This window comes from Winslowiella arboricola, from assembly GCF_025527015.1.
GTDB classification, from domain to species: Bacteria; Pseudomonadota; Gammaproteobacteria; order Enterobacterales; family Enterobacteriaceae; genus Erwinia; species Erwinia arboricola.
Genome location: NZ_JAODIM010000039.1, coordinates 304,180 through 319,871, shown reverse-complemented (window position 1 = coordinate 319,871; position 15,692 = coordinate 304,180). Strand labels below are relative to the sequence as shown.

19 protein-coding genes and 1 riboswitch are annotated in these 15,692 nt (G+C 53.7%); of the genes, 10 read left to right on the top strand and 9 right to left on the bottom strand.

From position 1 onward, the window contains the following. Positions 1-79: 79 nt before the first annotated feature. Entirely contained in the window at positions 80-931 is an 852-nt protein-coding gene (locus N5923_RS09460) for a PhzF family phenazine biosynthesis protein (RefSeq protein ID WP_267143123.1), read from the bottom strand. 115 nt (positions 932-1,046) lie between these two features. Here N5923_RS09460 and N5923_RS09455 point away from each other — a divergent pair, with 115 nt between their 5' ends. After that, the gene (locus tag N5923_RS09455; RefSeq protein WP_267143122.1) at positions 1,047-1,670 is read left to right on the top strand and encodes a glutathione S-transferase family protein; all 624 of its coding nucleotides are present in this window, start codon (positions 1,047-1,049) and stop codon (positions 1,668-1,670) included. A gap of 3 nt (positions 1,671-1,673) precedes the next feature. Here N5923_RS09455 and N5923_RS09450 read toward each other — a convergent pair whose 3' ends face one another. After that, positions 1,674-3,131 (bottom strand): aminotransferase-like domain-containing protein, encoded by a 1,458-nt coding sequence (locus tag N5923_RS09450; RefSeq protein ID WP_323372728.1) that lies wholly within the window; start codon positions 3,129-3,131, stop codon positions 1,674-1,676. A 138-nt stretch (positions 3,132-3,269) separates the two neighbouring features. Between N5923_RS09450 and N5923_RS09445 the strand changes: the two genes are divergently transcribed. The 4 genes from N5923_RS09445 (at position 3,270) to N5923_RS09430 (ending at position 5,915) form a co-directional block, all read left to right on the top strand. Beyond that, positions 3,270-3,857: a LysE family translocator gene (locus N5923_RS09445; protein ID WP_267143121.1), complete on the top strand. Its 588-nt coding sequence runs from the start codon at positions 3,270-3,272 to the stop codon at positions 3,855-3,857. A gap of 85 nt (positions 3,858-3,942) precedes the next feature. Beyond that, a complete protein-coding gene (locus tag N5923_RS09440) occupies positions 3,943-5,244 on the top strand; it encodes an SLC13 family permease (RefSeq protein ID WP_267143120.1) in 1,302 nt (433 codons plus the stop codon). Positions 5,245-5,341: 97 nt separating this feature from the next. Next, a complete protein-coding gene (locus tag N5923_RS09435) occupies positions 5,342-5,623 on the top strand; it encodes a BrnT family toxin (RefSeq protein WP_267143119.1) in 282 nt (93 codons plus the stop codon). Beyond that, on the top strand, positions 5,610-5,915 hold the full coding sequence (locus tag N5923_RS09430) for a BrnA antitoxin family protein (protein ID WP_267143118.1): 306 nt from the start codon (positions 5,610-5,612) through the stop codon (positions 5,913-5,915). Before N5923_RS09435 ends, N5923_RS09430 begins: the two co-directional genes overlap by 14 nt. Positions 5,916-5,981: 66 nt before the next feature. Here N5923_RS09430 and mqo read toward each other — a convergent pair whose 3' ends face one another. Both mqo and N5923_RS09420 read right to left on the bottom strand, forming a co-directional pair. Beyond that, entirely contained in the window at positions 5,982-7,562 is a 1,581-nt protein-coding gene (gene mqo, locus N5923_RS09425; RefSeq protein WP_267143117.1) for a malate dehydrogenase (quinone), read from the bottom strand. A gap of 452 nt (positions 7,563-8,014) precedes the next feature. Further along, complete coding sequence (locus N5923_RS09420) at positions 8,015-8,470, bottom strand: carboxymuconolactone decarboxylase family protein (protein WP_267143116.1); 456 nt, start codon at positions 8,468-8,470, stop codon at positions 8,015-8,017. Positions 8,471-8,542: 72 nt separating this feature from the next. Between N5923_RS09420 and pdxR the strand changes: the two genes are divergently transcribed. Further along, on the top strand, positions 8,543-9,976 hold the full coding sequence (gene pdxR / locus N5923_RS09415) for a MocR-like pyridoxine biosynthesis transcription factor PdxR (protein ID WP_267143115.1): 1,434 nt from the start codon (positions 8,543-8,545) through the stop codon (positions 9,974-9,976). On the opposite strand, the gene N5923_RS09410 is transcribed toward pdxR, so the two are convergent. Beyond that, positions 9,973-11,421 carry an alpha/beta hydrolase gene (locus N5923_RS09410; RefSeq protein ID WP_267143114.1) on the bottom strand — a complete coding sequence of 483 codons (1,449 nt, stop codon included), beginning with the start codon at positions 11,419-11,421 and terminating at the stop codon, positions 9,973-9,975. The genes pdxR and N5923_RS09410 overlap by 4 nt on opposite strands. A gap of 22 nt (positions 11,422-11,443) precedes the next feature. Next, positions 11,444-11,686 (bottom strand): DUF1158 family protein, encoded by a 243-nt coding sequence (locus tag N5923_RS09405; RefSeq protein ID WP_267143113.1) that lies wholly within the window; start codon positions 11,684-11,686, stop codon positions 11,444-11,446. Positions 11,687-12,001: 315 nt separating this feature from the next. Here N5923_RS09405 and mntP point away from each other — a divergent pair, with 315 nt between their 5' ends. From mntP to crcB, 4 genes are all read left to right on the top strand, one after another. Then, the gene (mntP, locus tag N5923_RS09400) at positions 12,002-12,574 is read left to right on the top strand and encodes a manganese efflux pump MntP (protein WP_267143112.1); all 573 of its coding nucleotides are present in this window, start codon (positions 12,002-12,004) and stop codon (positions 12,572-12,574) included. Positions 12,575-12,732: 158 nt separating this feature from the next. Continuing rightward, positions 12,733-12,810: a stress response protein AzuC gene (gene azuC / locus N5923_RS24780; protein WP_407704426.1), complete on the top strand. Its 78-nt coding sequence runs from the start codon at positions 12,733-12,735 to the stop codon at positions 12,808-12,810. 304 nt (positions 12,811-13,114) lie between these two features. Continuing rightward, entirely contained in the window at positions 13,115-13,645 is a 531-nt protein-coding gene (locus N5923_RS09395; RefSeq protein ID WP_267143111.1) for a cysteine hydrolase family protein, read from the top strand. An 83-nt stretch (positions 13,646-13,728) separates the two neighbouring features. Further along, a riboswitch (Fluoride riboswitch) is annotated at positions 13,729-13,804 on the top strand. A 112-nt stretch (positions 13,805-13,916) separates the two neighbouring features. Beyond that, entirely contained in the window at positions 13,917-14,294 is a 378-nt protein-coding gene (gene crcB, locus N5923_RS09390) for a fluoride efflux transporter CrcB (protein ID WP_267143110.1), read from the top strand. Positions 14,295-14,323: 29 nt separating this feature from the next. On the opposite strand, the gene N5923_RS09385 is transcribed toward crcB, so the two are convergent. From N5923_RS09385 to N5923_RS09375, 3 genes are read right to left on the bottom strand one after another with little or no spacing between them, the layout of a single operon-like run. Further along, complete coding sequence (locus N5923_RS09385; protein WP_267143109.1) at positions 14,324-14,926, bottom strand: alpha/beta hydrolase; 603 nt, start codon at positions 14,924-14,926, stop codon at positions 14,324-14,326. A 24-nt stretch (positions 14,927-14,950) separates the two neighbouring features. Beyond that, entirely contained in the window at positions 14,951-15,259 is a 309-nt protein-coding gene (locus N5923_RS09380) for a type II toxin-antitoxin system RelE/ParE family toxin (protein ID WP_267143108.1), read from the bottom strand. Then, entirely contained in the window at positions 15,234-15,500 is a 267-nt protein-coding gene (locus N5923_RS09375; protein ID WP_267143107.1) for a type II toxin-antitoxin system ParD family antitoxin, read from the bottom strand. Before N5923_RS09375 ends, N5923_RS09380 begins: the two co-directional genes overlap by 26 nt. Positions 15,501-15,692 lie beyond the last annotated feature (192 nt).

Here is a 15,692-nt window from a genome sequence, read left to right as displayed (position 1 = left end):
AAATCATTGACAGGGGCAGCGAGAACGCCGTCCCTGTGCCTGTGTGATGCAGGGGCGGCGTTCTCGCCGCCCGCAGACATTACAGCCGAATAGTACCGTCAATCACCGTCACCGTCTGGCCGCCAATCCAGATGCCATCAGCGCGGAAGCTGACCTGCAAACGCCCACGACGCTGCATGGCGGTGCCCTGACGCACGCGGTAATCTTCTGTCTTACCCTGTGCCAGACGATAGCGCGCAACACAGGCGTTAGCGCTGCCGGTTACCGGATCTTCGGTCAATGAGCCATTTTCGATAAATAAACCGCGTACCTCCAGCTGTTCATCCGCACCGCTGAGCGGGCCAAATGGCGCCACGCCATTCACTTTGGCGTGCTGCTGGAGTCGCGCGAAATCCACCACATTCGGTTTAATCGCCAGTACCGCTTCTGCTGAGATCATCGGCACCAGCAGCCAGCGAATGCCCATATCCGCCACCATCACCGGCTGCTGCGTATCGAAAGCATCGCTGTTTAACGCCGTGCTGAGCAGCGCATCATCATAAGACGTCAGAGTGGCTGGCGGCGCCGCAAAAGCCAGGCTGCCATCCGTGCCGATATGTACCGTCACCAGACCGACGCCGCACTGTTGCACGATTTTACCCGGTGTTTTGAGCGTAATACCCGCTTCGAGTAAGGCATGGGCGGTACCCAGCGTCGGATGCCCGGCAAACGGCAGTTCGCTATCCGGGGTAAAAATACGTACATGATAATCGGCGCCGGCCTCGGTGGCTGGCAGGACAAAGGTGGTCTCCGACAGGTTAGTCCAGCGGGCGACAGCCGCCATCTGCTGATCGCTTAAACCATCGGCCTGCATAATCACCGCCAGCGGATTACCCTTAAAAGGGGAACGGGTAAAAACGTCGACCTGCTTAAAGGGGATGAGTTGTGTCACAGAATTCTCGTTATCAGCCAGGGGAGTGGGACTATTACTACTGCGATTAGTTTGCCATCGTCAACTAATGAGTTTATGAATGAGAGTTATATAGCTGAAGAAAAGTGGCGGAATTATGCTGAAAATTCTGGGAAGAGCATCCTCGATTAATGTGCGAAAAGTTTTGTGGTTATGTGATGAACTGGATATCGCTTTTCGCCGCGAAGAGTGGGGTGAAGGGTTTAAATCCACCCATCAGGCGGAATTTTTAGCGCTCAACCCCAATGCGATGATTCCGGTGATTCAGGAGGGCGACTTTGTGATGTGGGAGTCGAACGCCATTATTCGCTATCTGGCGAACGCTTACGGCGGCGAGTGGCTCTACCCGGATAACCCCCGCGCCCGTGCGCCGGTTGATCAGTGGATTGACTGGCAATCCACTGAGCTGAACACCTCGTGGCGTTACGCGTTTATGTCACTGGTGCGTAACTCGCCAGCGCATCAGGATCCACGCCTGCTTGCCGCTGCCTGTAAAGGCTGGTCGCATACTATGGGCATTCTTAACCGCCAGCTGGAAAAAAACGGCCGCTATGTTGCCGGCAATAACTTCACGCTGGCCGATATCCCGATTGGGCTGTCGGTTAATCGCTGGTATGAAACGCCGCTGGATCATCCGAATCTGCCCGCGGTGCGTGCTTATTATGAGCGCCTGACCGAGCGTAGCGGTTACGCCACCTGGGGACGCAACGGCACGCCCTGAGGGTTAACTGATGCCGGGTGGCAGGCCGCTCATTTCGCAGGCCAGCGCGCCCGCGCGTTTCAGCGCATAGGTATAACGTTCGTCAAACGGATAACAGCAGGAGAGGCGTAGCGCGTGGTTACAGCGTTCACTCAGGGTGTAGAGCGCGCCGGGCGTAACGCAAATCTTCTCCTGTAACAGACGATGAAACAGCTCAACGCTGTCGACATTTCCCGGCAGCTCAACCCAAAAAACAAAGCCGCCCTGTGGCAGGGTGGCGCGCGTTCCCTCCGGGAAATAACGGGCGATTAAGCCGCGCGCCTCATCCATCTGCCGGGTATAGCGGCGACGCAGGGTACGCAGATGGTGATCGTAGCCACCCGATTCCAGAAACTGACCGAGGGTTTCTGAAAGCAGCACCGATTCCGACATCGATGACACCGCTTTCAGATGGGCGATCTGATGGTTAAAACGACCGGCGGCAATCCAGCCGACGCGAAAATCCGGCGCCAGGGTTTTGGTAAAACTGGAGCAGTAAATCACCCAGCCATCACGGTCAAAGGCTTTTACCGCTGGCGCCAGCGGCCAGCAGAACTGTAACTCACCGTATAAACCGTCCTCAATCAGCGGCGTTTGATAGCGGGTCATCAGCTGGGCCAGACGCTTTTTATCTTCCAGCGCCATACTGCAGCCCAGTGGATTCTGCACATTAGGCATGGCAATCAGCGCATTGATGCGTTTTTCACTTAACAGCATTTCCAGCGCGTCCAGCGATAATCCACGTTGTGGGTCGGTGGGGATCTCGATTGATTTCAGTCCCAGACTGGCCAGCAGCGGGAACAGATAAAAATAGGTCGGGGTTTCCAGCCCGACACAATCACCGGGTTTCGTCACCGCGCGCAGCGCCAGTTGCAGCGCCTCCATGCAGCCATGGGTCAGGGTGATATCCCCGGCGACCAGCGCCATACCGGAATCCATCGCGCGTCGGGCCACTTCCCGGCGCAGGCGCTGGCTACCCGGTGGCAGGGCATAGCGACCAATCATCTCCGGATGACGGCGCAGCAGGGAAGCGATAATCCGGCTGAGTTTGGCCGCCGGATAGAAATCGCTGTTCTGCGGGCAGGCCAGTGAAATATTGATGTAGTCAGGATGGTTTTGCGCGGCAAAAACGGTGGCGATCAGATCGAGCTTTTCACTGCTCGGCGAGGAGACCTGCGCCTGATGTTTACTGGCTTTAATTACTGACGGCAGCACGCCGCGCACATAATAGCCAGACTGTGGCCGCGCTTCGATCAGGCCGCGATCTTCGAGAATACGCCAGGCATTGAGCACCGTATTGACGCTAACCTGATGGGAGCCAGCGACACGACGAATCGCCGGTAAGCGGCTGCCCGGCGGCAAGGTGCCATGATGAATCGCCGCAGCAAAGGTCTCCGCCAGTTGATGGTAAAGCGTGGTTTCCTGCGGTTCGATAATGGACACAATTGCCTCCTGAGCAGACAGGTACAATTTCAATATTCACCTGATTGTACTCAATACAATAGTCGTTTTGTGTATCTGTTACCATCGCTAAGCATTTCTTACACTGGTGCTCTGATAACAACTTCGCAGGTACGCACCATGCTCGATCCATCCTTCTTCAGCTATGTCACCGTAATGTCGATTACGCCCGGCCCGAATAATCTGCTGCTGGCCACCTCCGGGGTAAATTTCGGTCTGCGTCGCACACTACCGATGGTGTTTGGCATTTTAGTCGGCTGCGCGCTGCAAACGGCGCTGGCGGGGGTGATGCTGGAGGTGTTGCTGCACTGGATGAGCCAGATCCGCCTGCCATTAACCGTGCTCGGTTGTGGCTATCTGCTGTGGCTGTCATGGAAACTGTTCCGCTCCTCGGCGCCGGAGATGCGTGAAAACGCGCGGCCGATGACGCTGGTCGGCGGCGCGCTGTTTCAGGCGGTCAATCCCAAAGCCTGGCTGATGGCAACCAATGTGGCGCTGCTGTATAGCGCGAGCAGTGGTGTGCTGGCGGTAATGCTGGGTTTTATGGTGATGAACCTGCCGTGCATCCTGATCTGGGCGGTGATGGGCGACCGGTTACGTCATCATCTGCAGGTGCCGTGGAAGTTGAAACTGTTTAATGGCGTGATGGCTATTTCGCTGGTGATAACCACGCTGTGGATGTTTATTGAGGCGGTGAAGATGGCGTAATAACGGGATAGGGAGCATTATTGCAGGGCTATTCATTGTAGGAGCGGCGTTCTCGCTGCCCGATTATGCAAAGGAGCCTGCTGTTTTGACCTCTCTCTCCCCAGAAATATGGCTAACGGCGCTGGTGGTGACTGTCACTATTCTGCTATGGGCCACGGCGCTGCTACCGGAATTTATTACCGCCTTACTGTTTTTTGCTGCCGCGATGTTGCTGCATATCGCCCCGGCGGCAACAGTCTTTAGTGGTTTCGCCTCATCTGCTTTCTGGCTGGTATTAAGCGGTTTTGTGCTGGGGCTGGCGATCCGTAAAGTCGGGCTTGCCGATCGGCTGGCGCGCAGTCTGGCCGCGCCGTTAACCGCATCATGGCCACGCATGGTGGGTGGCGTGATTGTGATCAGCTATCTGCTGGCGTTTGTGATGCCATCAAATATGGGCCGTATTGCGTTGCTGATGCCGATCGTTGGCGCGCTGGCAAAACAGGCCGGACTTAATGAGGGAAGTCGTGGCTGGATTGGCCTTGCGCTGGCGGTGGGGTTTGGTACTTTCCAGCTATCAGCCAGTATCTTACCGGCTAATGTGCCAAACCTGGTGCTGACTGGCGCGGCGGAAAACTCCTTTGGCCTGCACCCTGGCTATATGCCATGGATGTTCCTGCATACGCCCGTGGTGGGATTGCTGAAAGGGGCACTGCTGACGCTCTGTATCTGCAAACTGTTTCCGGCGATGCCGTCACGCATTACTGAACAGCAAAACATGCCGCCGCTAAGTGGCGAAGAGCGGCGACTGATAGCGGTGCTGTTGCTGACGCTATTACTGTGGATGACCGATAGCCTGCACGGTATCTCTCCGGCCTGGATCGGCCTGACTGCCGCCTGTTACTGCCTGCTGCCGCGCATCGGCTTCCTCTCCAGCGAGGCATTTGGTAAAGGGGTTAATTTCCGCACCTGTATCTATGTCGCAGCGATTCTCGGGGTGACGGCGGTGGTGGTGGAATCAAACCTTGGCAATCGTATTGCCAGCGCGCTGCTGGCGATCACTCCGCTGCATGATGACCGTCCGTTCCTCAGTTTCCTTTCGCTCAATGCGGTGACCACCGCGCTAAATTTTGTTGTCACGGCGAATGGCGTACCGGCGATGTTTACACCGATGGCGCAGAGTTTTGCCGAAGCCTCGGGCTTCTCGCTGCTGACGGTAGTGATGATCCAGGTGTTTGCCTATGCCACGCCGCTGTTACCTTATCAGGCATCGCCGATAGTGGTGGCAATGGGATTAGGCAATGTGCCCGCCCGCGATGGCTTAAAGCTCTGTCTGCTGGTGGCGCTGGTCAGTGCGCTGGTGCTGCTGCCACTGGATTATCTGTGGTTTAAACTGCTGGGGTATGTGTAGTCGGGGCGGAGATTGCGGCTGATTTTTATTTGGTATATACTTTATTGTATATACAATTTTGCATTGAAATTGGCTGAGCTATGGAGTTGGCGGAGCTATGGAATTTGAATGGGATTCAGTTAAAGCGGAAATAAATCACCTTAAGCATGGACTTCGTTTTGAAGAGGCAGTATTCGTTTTTGATGACCCCTTCCATCTGTCAATACAGGATCGTATTGAACATGGAGAGTATCGGTGGCAGACCATAGGAATGGTACAAGGATTGATGCTGATGGTGGTGGCTCACACCACAAGATTTGAGGACGGTACAGAGATTATTCGTATTATCAGTGCACGAAGGGCCGACAGAAAAGAGAGGAAACGTTATGAGCAAGGTTAGATATAAACGCAATGAACTGCCATCTCTGAGTGCAAAACGCGAGTCGGAACTTAACGTTCTGGCCAGTAAGCCTGATAGCGAGATCGATTACAGCGATATTCCACCTCTTGATGAGGCTTTGTGGAAAGGCGCAGTCAGTGGGCAGTTCTATCGCCCGGTAAAAGCTCATGCCTCAGTCAGAATTGATGCTGATGTGCTGGCATGGCTGAAGGCGCCGGGTAAGGGCTATCAGACACGGTTAAATGCGATCTTACGAGAAGCAATGATGCGTGAGTTACTGCATCAAAAATAATACTTTTTACCTGATAATTTTTTGCAGGGATAACGGCGGCAAAATCTGTCGCCGTTATCTCAGACACTAGCAGGTCGCAGCCGCCTCAGCAGAAGCTGCCTTAGCTCTGCTGGCGCGCGCGTCATCATTTGCCGCGACGGTCATCGGTATGTAATCCAGCTGCAGAATACGGCTGGTATCCGCCAGCGCTTTTTCTGTCGCCGCCACATTGCCATTTAGTTTCTGGCCGTAAGAAGGGATAATCTCCTTCAGCTTCGCCTGCCACTCTGGCGTGGCGATCTGCTGTTTAAACACTTTTTTCATCAGCTCCAGCATAATCGGCGCCGCAGTGGATGCGCCAGGTGAAGCGCCCAGCAGTGCGGAGATCGTACCATCCTGCGACGTGACCACTTCGGTACCCAGACGCAGCACGCCGCCCTTCTCGGCATCTTTCTGAATAATCTGCACACGTTGCCCGGCAATCACTAAATGCCAGTCTTCCTGCTTCGCTTCCGGGAAGTACTCCTGCAATGCGGCGTGACGATCGTCGTCCGACAGCATCACCTGGCCGACCAGGTATTTAACCAGATCAAAATTCTTCAGACCCACGTGCATCATTGGCATCACGTTAGAGGTGGTGATCGAACCAAACATATCCCACAGTGAGCCGTTTTTCAGATACTTGGTGGAAAAGGTGGCGAAAGGTCCAAACAGCAGTACCTGCTTGCCATCCAGCACACGGGTATCCAGATGCGGAACGGACATCGGCGGTGCGCCAACCGAAGCTTTACCGTACACTTTTGCCTGATGGCGCTTCACCAGTTCCTGATTGTCGCTGACAAGGAATTCGCCGCCCACCGGGAAGCCGGCGTAGTTTCTCGCTTCCGGGATCCCGGATTTCTGCAACAGCGGCAATGCCGCGCCACCGGCACCGATAAAGACAAACTTCGCCTTCACCACTTGTTCCGCGCCGCCATGTTTCAGGTCAGCCAGAGTGACATTCCAGCTGCCGTCATCATTGCGCTGAATATGGCGCACTTCCTGACCGGTTTGCAGATTGAACCTGTCGCTTTTGCATAGCGATGCCACCAGCTGGCGGGTGATTTCACCAAAGTTAACATCGGTGCCAATTGGAATACGGGTCGCCGCCACTTTCTGCTCAGGATCACGCCCTTCCATCACCAGCGGGATCCACTGCTCAATCTGCTGTTTATCTTCCGAGTATTCCATGCCGCGGAACAGCGTGCTTTGTTGCAGCGCCTGATAGCGTTTGCGCAGGTAGTTGACGTTGTCATCACCCCAGACAAAGCTCATATGCGGGGTGCTGTTAATAAAGCTGCGCGGATTGTGCAGCACGCCTTTCTGCACCTGATAAGCCCAGAACTGACGGGAAACCTGGAAGGATTCGTTAATCTCTACCGCCTTAGCGATATCAATCCCCCCCTGTTCATTTTCCGGGGTGTAGTTCATCTCAGCCAGCGCTGAGTGGCCGGTTCCGGCGTTATTCCAGCCGTTCGAGCTCTCTTGTGCTAAGCCATCAAGACGTTCGACCATCTCAATGGACCAATTCGGTTCCAGTTCATGCAGGTAAGTACCGAGGGTGGCACTCATCACACCCACGCCGATCAGTAGTACGTCGACGCTCTTTTCCTCTGCTGGCTTACGCATAATGCGACATCTCCGACTGTTGATATCTCAACATTTTTTCTGGTGGAATAGCTCCTGCTTCTGAACGAGCGGTTAATCTATTGCCATAACGATAAAGAGGGTACTCACTTAAAATCAATATTTCTGATGATGCAGGTTAACAAAATGTTATGCATACGACTGCAAATATAACATTTCAGTCGATAATTTGAACATTTTGTTTAAGGATTAAAAAGGCTGTGGACTTTATTGTCTGCTGAAGCGATCAGTCCGACAACTACATTTGGCCCGTTATTAACAAAATTAACAAAGTCTGTTCAGTAATTAGCAACGTTTTTGCTGTGGGAAAGGCGGGTGGGGGCGGGGGGGCGCAATTTGCGCAGTACGTAGCGGTTTTGTCGTGGTATGGATGACAAAACTGCTTAGCCGGAAAGGATGGCTAAGCAGTTGATGCAGATCGGTACTGATAACCATTAGTCGCGCGGCGCGCTGTCCGGCAATTTACCTGAACTGATTGCCAGGCGGTTATACGTATTCATCAGACCAATGGTAATGGTCAGGTCAGTGATCTCTTTTTCGCTGAACTGATTGGCAACGGTATCAAACAAGCTGTCTGGCGCGCCTTTTTCGGCGATCAGCGTCAGATTTTCCGCCCACGCCAGCGCGGCTTTTTCTCTGGCGCTAAACAGCGTGCCCGACTCATGCCAGACCTGAGTGAGCACGATTTTTTCCCAGCCAAGGCCCGCAGTGTGCAGCGCTTTAGTGTGCATATCGATACAGTAAGCGCAGCCGTTGATTTGTGATACGCGCAGAAAAACCAGCTCGACCAGTTCGTGTGGCAAACCGCTTTGCGAGACATAACTATAAACACCGCCGAGGGCTTTCATACCCGCAGGGGCAACCTTAGAAAAATCAATACGTTCGCTCATTTTCTTTCTCCTGCCATAATCAATGTTGAGATAGCCTGTGAGTATTCTCTTCTCCGTGATGGAATAGCAAAAGTGCCAGGAATTGATAAAAACAGTGGTCCATTCAGTCTGACCCTCAATCGCGAGGCGCGGAGTGGATTAACCGAACAGATTCGCAGTGAAATTACCCAGGCGATTCGCGAAGGGCGGTTGAAACCCGGCGCGAGAATGCCCTCCTGTCGCGATCTGGCGGTACAGCTTGGTGTCGCGCGCGGTACGGTGCGTGCCGCTTACGATATGCTGGCCGATAGCCAGCTGCTGGTCGCGAAAGGCGCCGCCGGCACTTTTGTTGCGCAATATCCGCCGATAGCGGTCAACCTGACGGACAGCTACGCGGTAATCATTCCGTCATCTGATATCGCCTATGACTTTGACGCACCGCCGCTGACTTTTCAGATGGGGATACCGGCTGATGATGCTTTCCCGGTTAAGGTCTGGTCCCGCATTGTGCAGCGGCACGCGCGTACCATGGTCAGTCGGCCGCTCAGTTACCCTGATCCGCGCGGTAGTCTGGCGCTGCGCCAGGAGCTGGTGGCTTATCTGGCGATGGCGCGTGGCGTTAATTGTCAGGCGGAACAGATCATTATCACCAATGGTTATGCCGGAGCCTTAGGGCTGATCTGTCTGGCGATGAATTTCCGTGGTACGCCGGCGTGGATTGAAGAGCCGGGCTATCTGCTGGCGTGTAAAGCGCTCGGACTGGTGGGGATTGAACCGGTGGCGGTGAGCGTGGATGAGCAGGGCATTAGGGTCAGCGAAGGTATTGCCTGCGCTCCACAGGCAAGTTTTGCGCTGGTGACGGCGGGTCAGCAGGCGCCGCTGGGGATGACATTGTCGCTGGCGCGCCGCAGTGAATTGCTGAAATGGGCAGCAGAGAACGATCGCTGGATTGTCGAAGATGATTATCTGGGTGAATTACAACTGGGCAGTCGCGCCGCGCCGGCACTGGCATCGCTCGATACTGACGGGCGGGTAATGCATATCGGTACTTTCAGCAAAACCCTCAGTCCTTCGTTACGTCTTGGCTTTGTAGTGGTGCCAGCGGCGCAGGCCGCGCGTTTTGCCGATATCGCTGCCGTGGTGGCGCCGGCCTCCTCGTTCGTACTGCATAATGCGGTAGCGGAATTTCTGCGTGACGGGCATTTTTTACGCCATCTGCGGCGTATGAAGCGTATCTACGCCGATCGTCTGGAAAAAATGACCCAGGCGCTGGCTCCCCTGTTTCCCGATCTGCGACGCGGCGCGCTGTCGGTGGTGGTGGTGCTGCCGCCGGGAACCGCCGATCGGGCGATTGCCCGTGAAGCGCTGGCATGGGGGATGGCGCCATCGCCATTATCGGCGTGGTATCAGCGTGATGAACTGCGCCAGTACGGACTGGTATTAGGCGCAACCAATATGCCGCGCGAAGGTTTTGCGCACTATGCCCGCAAGTTACGCCAGTTAGTGGATGCACATACCTGCGATTAATTAAGGGTTTGATTAACCCGCTGCAACATCCACGGATAAAACGGGTTGGACGAGATGCGCATCAGCATATCGAGGCTGACTATCAGCACTGAGCGTTCGCCACGCGGCGTTAAGCTGCCGAGACTGACGCCATACTCATTCGGTTTTTCCGGCGTGCGGCCATACAGCGAGTCACTAAACGGAAACGGCAAAGCGACATGTGACAGTGAATAGATATCCGCCGGATAATCGATTCCTAACGGCTGCACTTCGGTCGCTGTGGCGTTTGCCGGGGTACGTCTGGCGACGGCCGCACGGTTCAGCGGTGAACTGCTGGTAACCAGGGTAGTAGTGTAGTGACGCGGTGCGGCGGGCAGCAGATGTTCACTGGCATGCTGCGCACTGCTGCTGATCATCGGTGACAGCTGTATCGACTGGTTAACGTCAAACAGCACCAGCTCGCTGCCATTATCCGGCAGCTGGTTATACAAGGCATTGACCACCGCGGGGGTGCTGACAGTGGCGTCAGCGACGGACTGGAAAGTGAGCACCGGCGCGAGGCGACTTAACTTATTATCGTGTGAATCATCGATGATCTCTTTCTGCAGCGCCCTGGTCAGCAGATAAGACTGACGCGCTGCTTTTACCGGGAACGAGTTATATTTAAACGGATTAAACTCCGGCAAAATACTCAGCCAGGCGGTGCGGGCAAACGCCGGTAGCAGTGAAGGTAAGCCAGCCAGTCCGGCATAACGGGCATAACCGCTGACGCCAATCATAGGCGAAATCAATACCAGCCGCTGTGGTGCGGGCAACTGAGGATTATCCAGCGCATCCAGCGCGTATTTCATTGCCAGCGCACCACCATTGGAAAATCCCATCATATGCAGCGGAGCATCCGCCGGAATAAGTTTACGCGCTTCGCGTACTGCCAGCCGTGTGGCCGCCATCCACTCTTCCCAGTCAATACGCGTCAGCGCCCCCGGTACGGTGCCATGCCCCGGCAGGCGAATCGCGACCGCGACAAAGCCCTGCTGCTGATAATTACGCGCAAAGTGGCGCAGGCTGTAAGGGGAGTCCGTCAGACCATGCAATAACACCACCGCACCACGCGGTTTGCCCTGCGGCAGCAAGATATAGGAGTGGTTCCAGTTATGCGCGAAACTTTCCGGGTACACCGGACTTTTCGCTGCATAGCGATTGAGGGTTTCCGGCTGCTGATCGCTCAGCTTGTCGGTGACATTCGCCTTAACTTCGGCAAAGACGAGGTTTTCGTGGCTTATCCAGCTGGCCCAGTCTGCTTTATCGATCTCAGTTTCACTGAATTCGTCTGGCACCCAGGTATGCCAGAGCGCCAGTGCCGGGCCGCGTTCGGTAACGGTAATTCGGATTGCCAATAGTGCGATGGCCAGCAGAACAAACAAAATCGTTGCGCGTTTTAGCCAGGTTTTTGTCTGTCGTAGCATGGTGATGCGGGCCTTCTGACGGTTAAATTTTAAAGTAACGTCGATAAATAAAGCGGATCACAAAGTACTCAATGGCGCCTAACAGCAGAAACCACAGGCAGAACACTAAAGTATACAGCTGGCCGATATCCTGCAGATGAAAGCTTACCATCAATGATTTGGTCAGCTGGATGCCAAACCACGGCGCTGGTAGCAACAGCGCAGAGAGAAAACCGAGCAACAGGATGCCCATCGGGATCAGAAAGGTTTCAAAGGTACTTTTCATGCATTCAGCTTATTAAATAAAGAGTGTTGGTATTGTCAGACAATATGCCGCCATATTCAATCTGACCCCTTTGCACGTTAAGGTATTGAAATCGCCTGTACCGCTGTATAAGCCGTAGCCGGAAATCGCTGATTTCATCGCCAGCAAGTTAGCCAGCGTTAAAATGTATAGCCGAGGCTATACTCAAATCCATGATTTTATTGTCTTTTTATCCTGACAAACGCGTGGTAGCATGCGCACTCTTTTGCATATGTCGCGCAATTTTTGACGAAGCCTGATGCTGTTTCTCGTCATACGCCAGTCGGTATAAAAATAATGAGCCTTTACGCAACACTGATTCTCGCTTTTGCTATGTCGATGGATGCTTTTGCCGCCGCAGTCGGTAAAGGCGCCGCACTGCATCGCCCGACGCTGAAAGAAGCCATTCGTACCGGCCTGATTTTCGGCACGATTGAAGCGCTGACGCCGTTAATCGGCTGGGCTATCGGCCTCGCGGCCAGCCAGTTTATTATGTCGTGGGATCACTGGGTGGCTTTCACGCTGCTGTTTGTGCTGGGGGCGCGCATGATTGTCGAAGGTTTCCGCCGCCCGCAACAGGCAGAACAACAGCAGCCACAGCGTCACGGTTTCCTGCTACTGGCCACCACGGCGATTGCCACCAGCCTTGATGCGATGGCGGTGGGGGTCGGACTGGCTTTCCTGCAGGTTAATATTGTATTAACGGCGTTGACGATTGGCGCTGCGACCACGGTAATGGCGGCTTCCGGTATTCTGCTGGGACGTTTTATCGGACCGGTGATGGGCAAGTGGGCAGAAGTGGTTGGCGGCGTCGTGCTGATTGGCATCGGCGGCAGCATTCTGGTCGAACATCTTGGGCTGCTGAGCTAACTTCTTTTAACAATCCCGTCTTGTTTAACTTTTGTTTAAGTTATGGTTTGCATACTTTAGCTAAATAATGTGATCTACATCAAAAAAAATTTGCCTGAAAAACATCCGGATTGTATAATTTTTTGCGTTATTCAACAAAAATTGAACCGGATAGTCTGATGAAAAAGTTTTTTAAATATGTATTCCGCGCTTACGTTGAAACTTACAAACACGTACCGCCAGGCGCATTGAACTGATTTTTAGTACACCAGTAGCAAAATACCCTCGATAACCGCGGTTAGGGATCGACCGATGGTTATCAAACTTTGCTGTAACAACACCGCTCTCTCCCCCTGCTCGTTTCGATTGCAATTTTATCCTTTTCAGGCAATGCTTTAAGCATGCTGATTTCTCTGCTCGTCCTCACTACGCATACCACCACAACCGCATCTGGCGGACTGTGGCGCGTTTGCATGCAGCATAAATAGCAAACTTCCCATCGTCCCGCTGATTCTGACGGGGTTAGCGTTCTCCGTCCGAACGGTATTACCGGAGAATATCATGAGCCAAAATGCTTCTGCCCTGCTGATTATTGATATGCAAAACGGACTGGTGCATGCCGCGCAGGCGCCATTTGCTATCGAGTCGGTACTTGAAAATATTAATCAGCTTATCGACGCTGCCCGCGCGCAACAACGGCCAGTTATTTTTGTCCAGCATACCGGACCTGAGGGCACACCTCTGGCGCAGGGCAGTGAAATGTGGCAGATCGCGGCGGAACTTAAGCGCGACGAGAATGATATTTACCTGACCAAAACCCGCCCCAGCTGCTTTTTCCAGACCTCCTTACTGAGCCTGTTGCATGACAAAGGCATTAAACGGCTGGCGGTAGCGGGGATGCAAACCGATTATTGCGTCGATACTACCTGTCGTGGCGGCCGCGATCTCGGCATTGAGATGGTGCTGGCCAGCGATGCCCATACCACCTTCAGCAACGGTGTGCTGAGCGCAGAACAAATTATTGCCCATCACAATAAATTGCTGTCAGGTCCCTTTGTTAATGTGGCGAAAACCGCTGAGATTGGCTTCTGAGAAACGCACTGGCCGCCAGGCCACTGGATTTACACAACTTTAGCCGCATGGATTGTCTGCTGCGCTGCAAAGGGATATTATTTTCACTTCAAGGTGATGGCATTCCACCTTATCCAACCGCCTGCTGGCTCCTCAGCGGCTGATGACGCCTGGCATACTTATCCTCCTCGCGGGAGTGTGGTGTATGTCAGGAAGTCAGCACTCTGTATTGTTTCCTGCATTCCAGCTTCCCTGAGCAATAAGCAACAGTGAAATTTAAGGGTTTTTACTTATGGTTAAATCGATGCTCGCGGTGATCGTTGGCGGTTCGCTAGGATGTGTGCTGCGCTGGTTAATTTCGGTTCGTTTCAATGCGCTGTTTCCCAATCTGCCGCCGGGCACGCTGATTGTGAATCTGGTAGGCGGGTTTATTATTGGCATGGCGCTGGCTTATTTCCTGAAAAACCCACAGCTTGATCCAATCTGGAAACTGCTGATTGTTACTGGTTTATGCGGCGGTATGACCACCTTCTCCAGTTTCTCGGCAGAAATTATGCTGCTGCTGCAAAGCGGTAACTACCTCTGGGCGATGCTGAGCATTATGACCCACGTTATCGGCTCCCTGCTGATGACGTTCGCCGGTTTTGCTTTGATCAATGCGCTGGGGTAACGCAGCGGGGGCATCCGGCCCCCATATTGTTATGCCAGACAGCCGGCAATAAAGGTCGCGGCGGTGCTCGCGCCCTGGCCGGAGATAGTATGACCCGTGGCGGGTTCAAACTGGGTTTTCACCTCAACGCCCGCGGCGATCAAGCGCAGCGCGGCCGCTTCACTTTCCGCCCACGGAATCACCGCGTCGGCATGGCCGTGGATCAGTAACGCCGGGGTGTGGGTTGCCGGGGTAAAGGGCTGCGGTGAAGAGAGCCGCCCGGAGAACGCCACTACGCCTGCGACCGGCCAGCGCCCGGAAACCAGCGCGTCCAGCGCCATGATTGACCCCTGCGAAAAACCAACCAGCACCACGCGATCCAGCTGGCCGCTCATCTGATGAGCGTCGAGAATGTCATGCAGCAGCTGGTCAAAGGCTTCACGCGCGGCCACCACACGTGCCGGGCGATTTTGCTCAGTAATCCCATCAAGACTAAACCACTGATAACCCGCCCCATGTGGAAAAGGATAAGGCGCATCGGGTGAGGCAAAAGCGGTGCCGGGCAACGCGGGTGACCAGTGGCTACCGAGGCCGGCTAAATCGTCGCCGTTGCTGCCGACGCCATGCAGCATAATGACTAAACTTTTTGCCATAACAATTCCTGAATATTTGCGCGTTCAAAACCATTTGAGGTGTCTGAGCGCATCCTGAGTTTGATGCAGTATGCGAATAATTATCACCGCATCTGATTCATTAAAGAAGAAGAGCATATGCTTTGCCAGGGGGTAAGAAAAGACACCCGTCGCTAATTCAGGACGCGCCGTGCCAATTTCATGCTGGGCGATAGCGCGAAAGGCATGATCAATTTTGTCTAAATAGCGCTCAGCCGCTTCATCACCAAAATGAGACATACCGTAATACCAGATATCCGCTAAATCCTGTTCTGCCTTTGGCGTCAGCTTAATCTTTTTGCTTTTTACCATCATTGTTCTCTCTCATCCTTAAGAGAAAAGCCGCACGATTCCATTCCTCAGGCTCTCCACTGGCTACTCCTTCAGCGATAAGCATGCGCATTTTTTGCAGACTGGACTCAGCTCGCTTTTCTTGTAGCAGCCGCAGTGATTCACGTATTACTTCACTTTGCGTGTGATAGTCACCGGAGAAAATAAGAGACTCAACAAAGCGACGCAGCTCATCTCCGAGATCAACAGTTATTGTTCTGGCCATTAGCATTTTCCCGCTTTATGTAAGATATGTTCTTACATAGCATAACCTGCTTACTGCTGGCTGGCTACTTTTTCGCCCTTTCCCCGCAGACATTAAAGGCGAAATTTGTGCTTTTATTCGGCACTAAAAGCTGAAGCCTGCCGGGAATAGGACTAAGCTGGGTGGTTCGTAATGCGTTGAAAGTGAGTGTGT

Coding starts and splice junctions, on each gene's coding strand:
- N5923_RS09455 (WP_267143122.1), top strand. CDS start 1,047: ATGCTGAAAATTCTGGGAAGAGCATCCTCGATTAATGTGCGAAAAGTT.
- N5923_RS09445 (WP_267143121.1), top strand. CDS start 3,270: ATGCTCGATCCATCCTTCTTCAGCTATGTCACCGTAATGTCGATTACG.
- N5923_RS09435 (WP_267143119.1), top strand. CDS start 5,342: ATGGAATTTGAATGGGATTCAGTTAAAGCGGAAATAAATCACCTTAAG.
- N5923_RS09430 (WP_267143118.1), top strand. CDS start 5,610: ATGAGCAAGGTTAGATATAAACGCAATGAACTGCCATCTCTGAGTGCA.
- mqo (WP_267143117.1), bottom strand. CDS start 7,562: ATGCGTAAGCCAGCAGAGGAAAAGAGCGTCGACGTACTACTGATCGGC.
- N5923_RS09420 (WP_267143116.1), bottom strand. CDS start 8,470: ATGAGCGAACGTATTGATTTTTCTAAGGTTGCCCCTGCGGGTATGAAA.
- N5923_RS09410 (WP_267143114.1), bottom strand. CDS start 11,421: ATGCTACGACAGACAAAAACCTGGCTAAAACGCGCAACGATTTTGTTT.
- N5923_RS09405 (WP_267143113.1), bottom strand. CDS start 11,686: ATGAAAAGTACCTTTGAAACCTTTCTGATCCCGATGGGCATCCTGTTG.
- mntP (WP_267143112.1), top strand. CDS start 12,002: ATGAGCCTTTACGCAACACTGATTCTCGCTTTTGCTATGTCGATGGAT.
- azuC (WP_407704426.1), top strand. CDS start 12,733: ATGAAAAAGTTTTTTAAATATGTATTCCGCGCTTACGTTGAAACTTAC.
- N5923_RS09395 (WP_267143111.1), top strand. CDS start 13,115: ATGAGCCAAAATGCTTCTGCCCTGCTGATTATTGATATGCAAAACGGA.
- crcB (WP_267143110.1), top strand. CDS start 13,917: ATGGTTAAATCGATGCTCGCGGTGATCGTTGGCGGTTCGCTAGGATGT.
- N5923_RS09385 (WP_267143109.1), bottom strand. CDS start 14,926: ATGGCAAAAAGTTTAGTCATTATGCTGCATGGCGTCGGCAGCAACGGC.
- N5923_RS09380 (WP_267143108.1), bottom strand. CDS start 15,259: ATGATGGTAAAAAGCAAAAAGATTAAGCTGACGCCAAAGGCAGAACAG.
- N5923_RS09375 (WP_267143107.1), bottom strand. CDS start 15,500: ATGGCCAGAACAATAACTGTTGATCTCGGAGATGAGCTGCGTCGCTTT.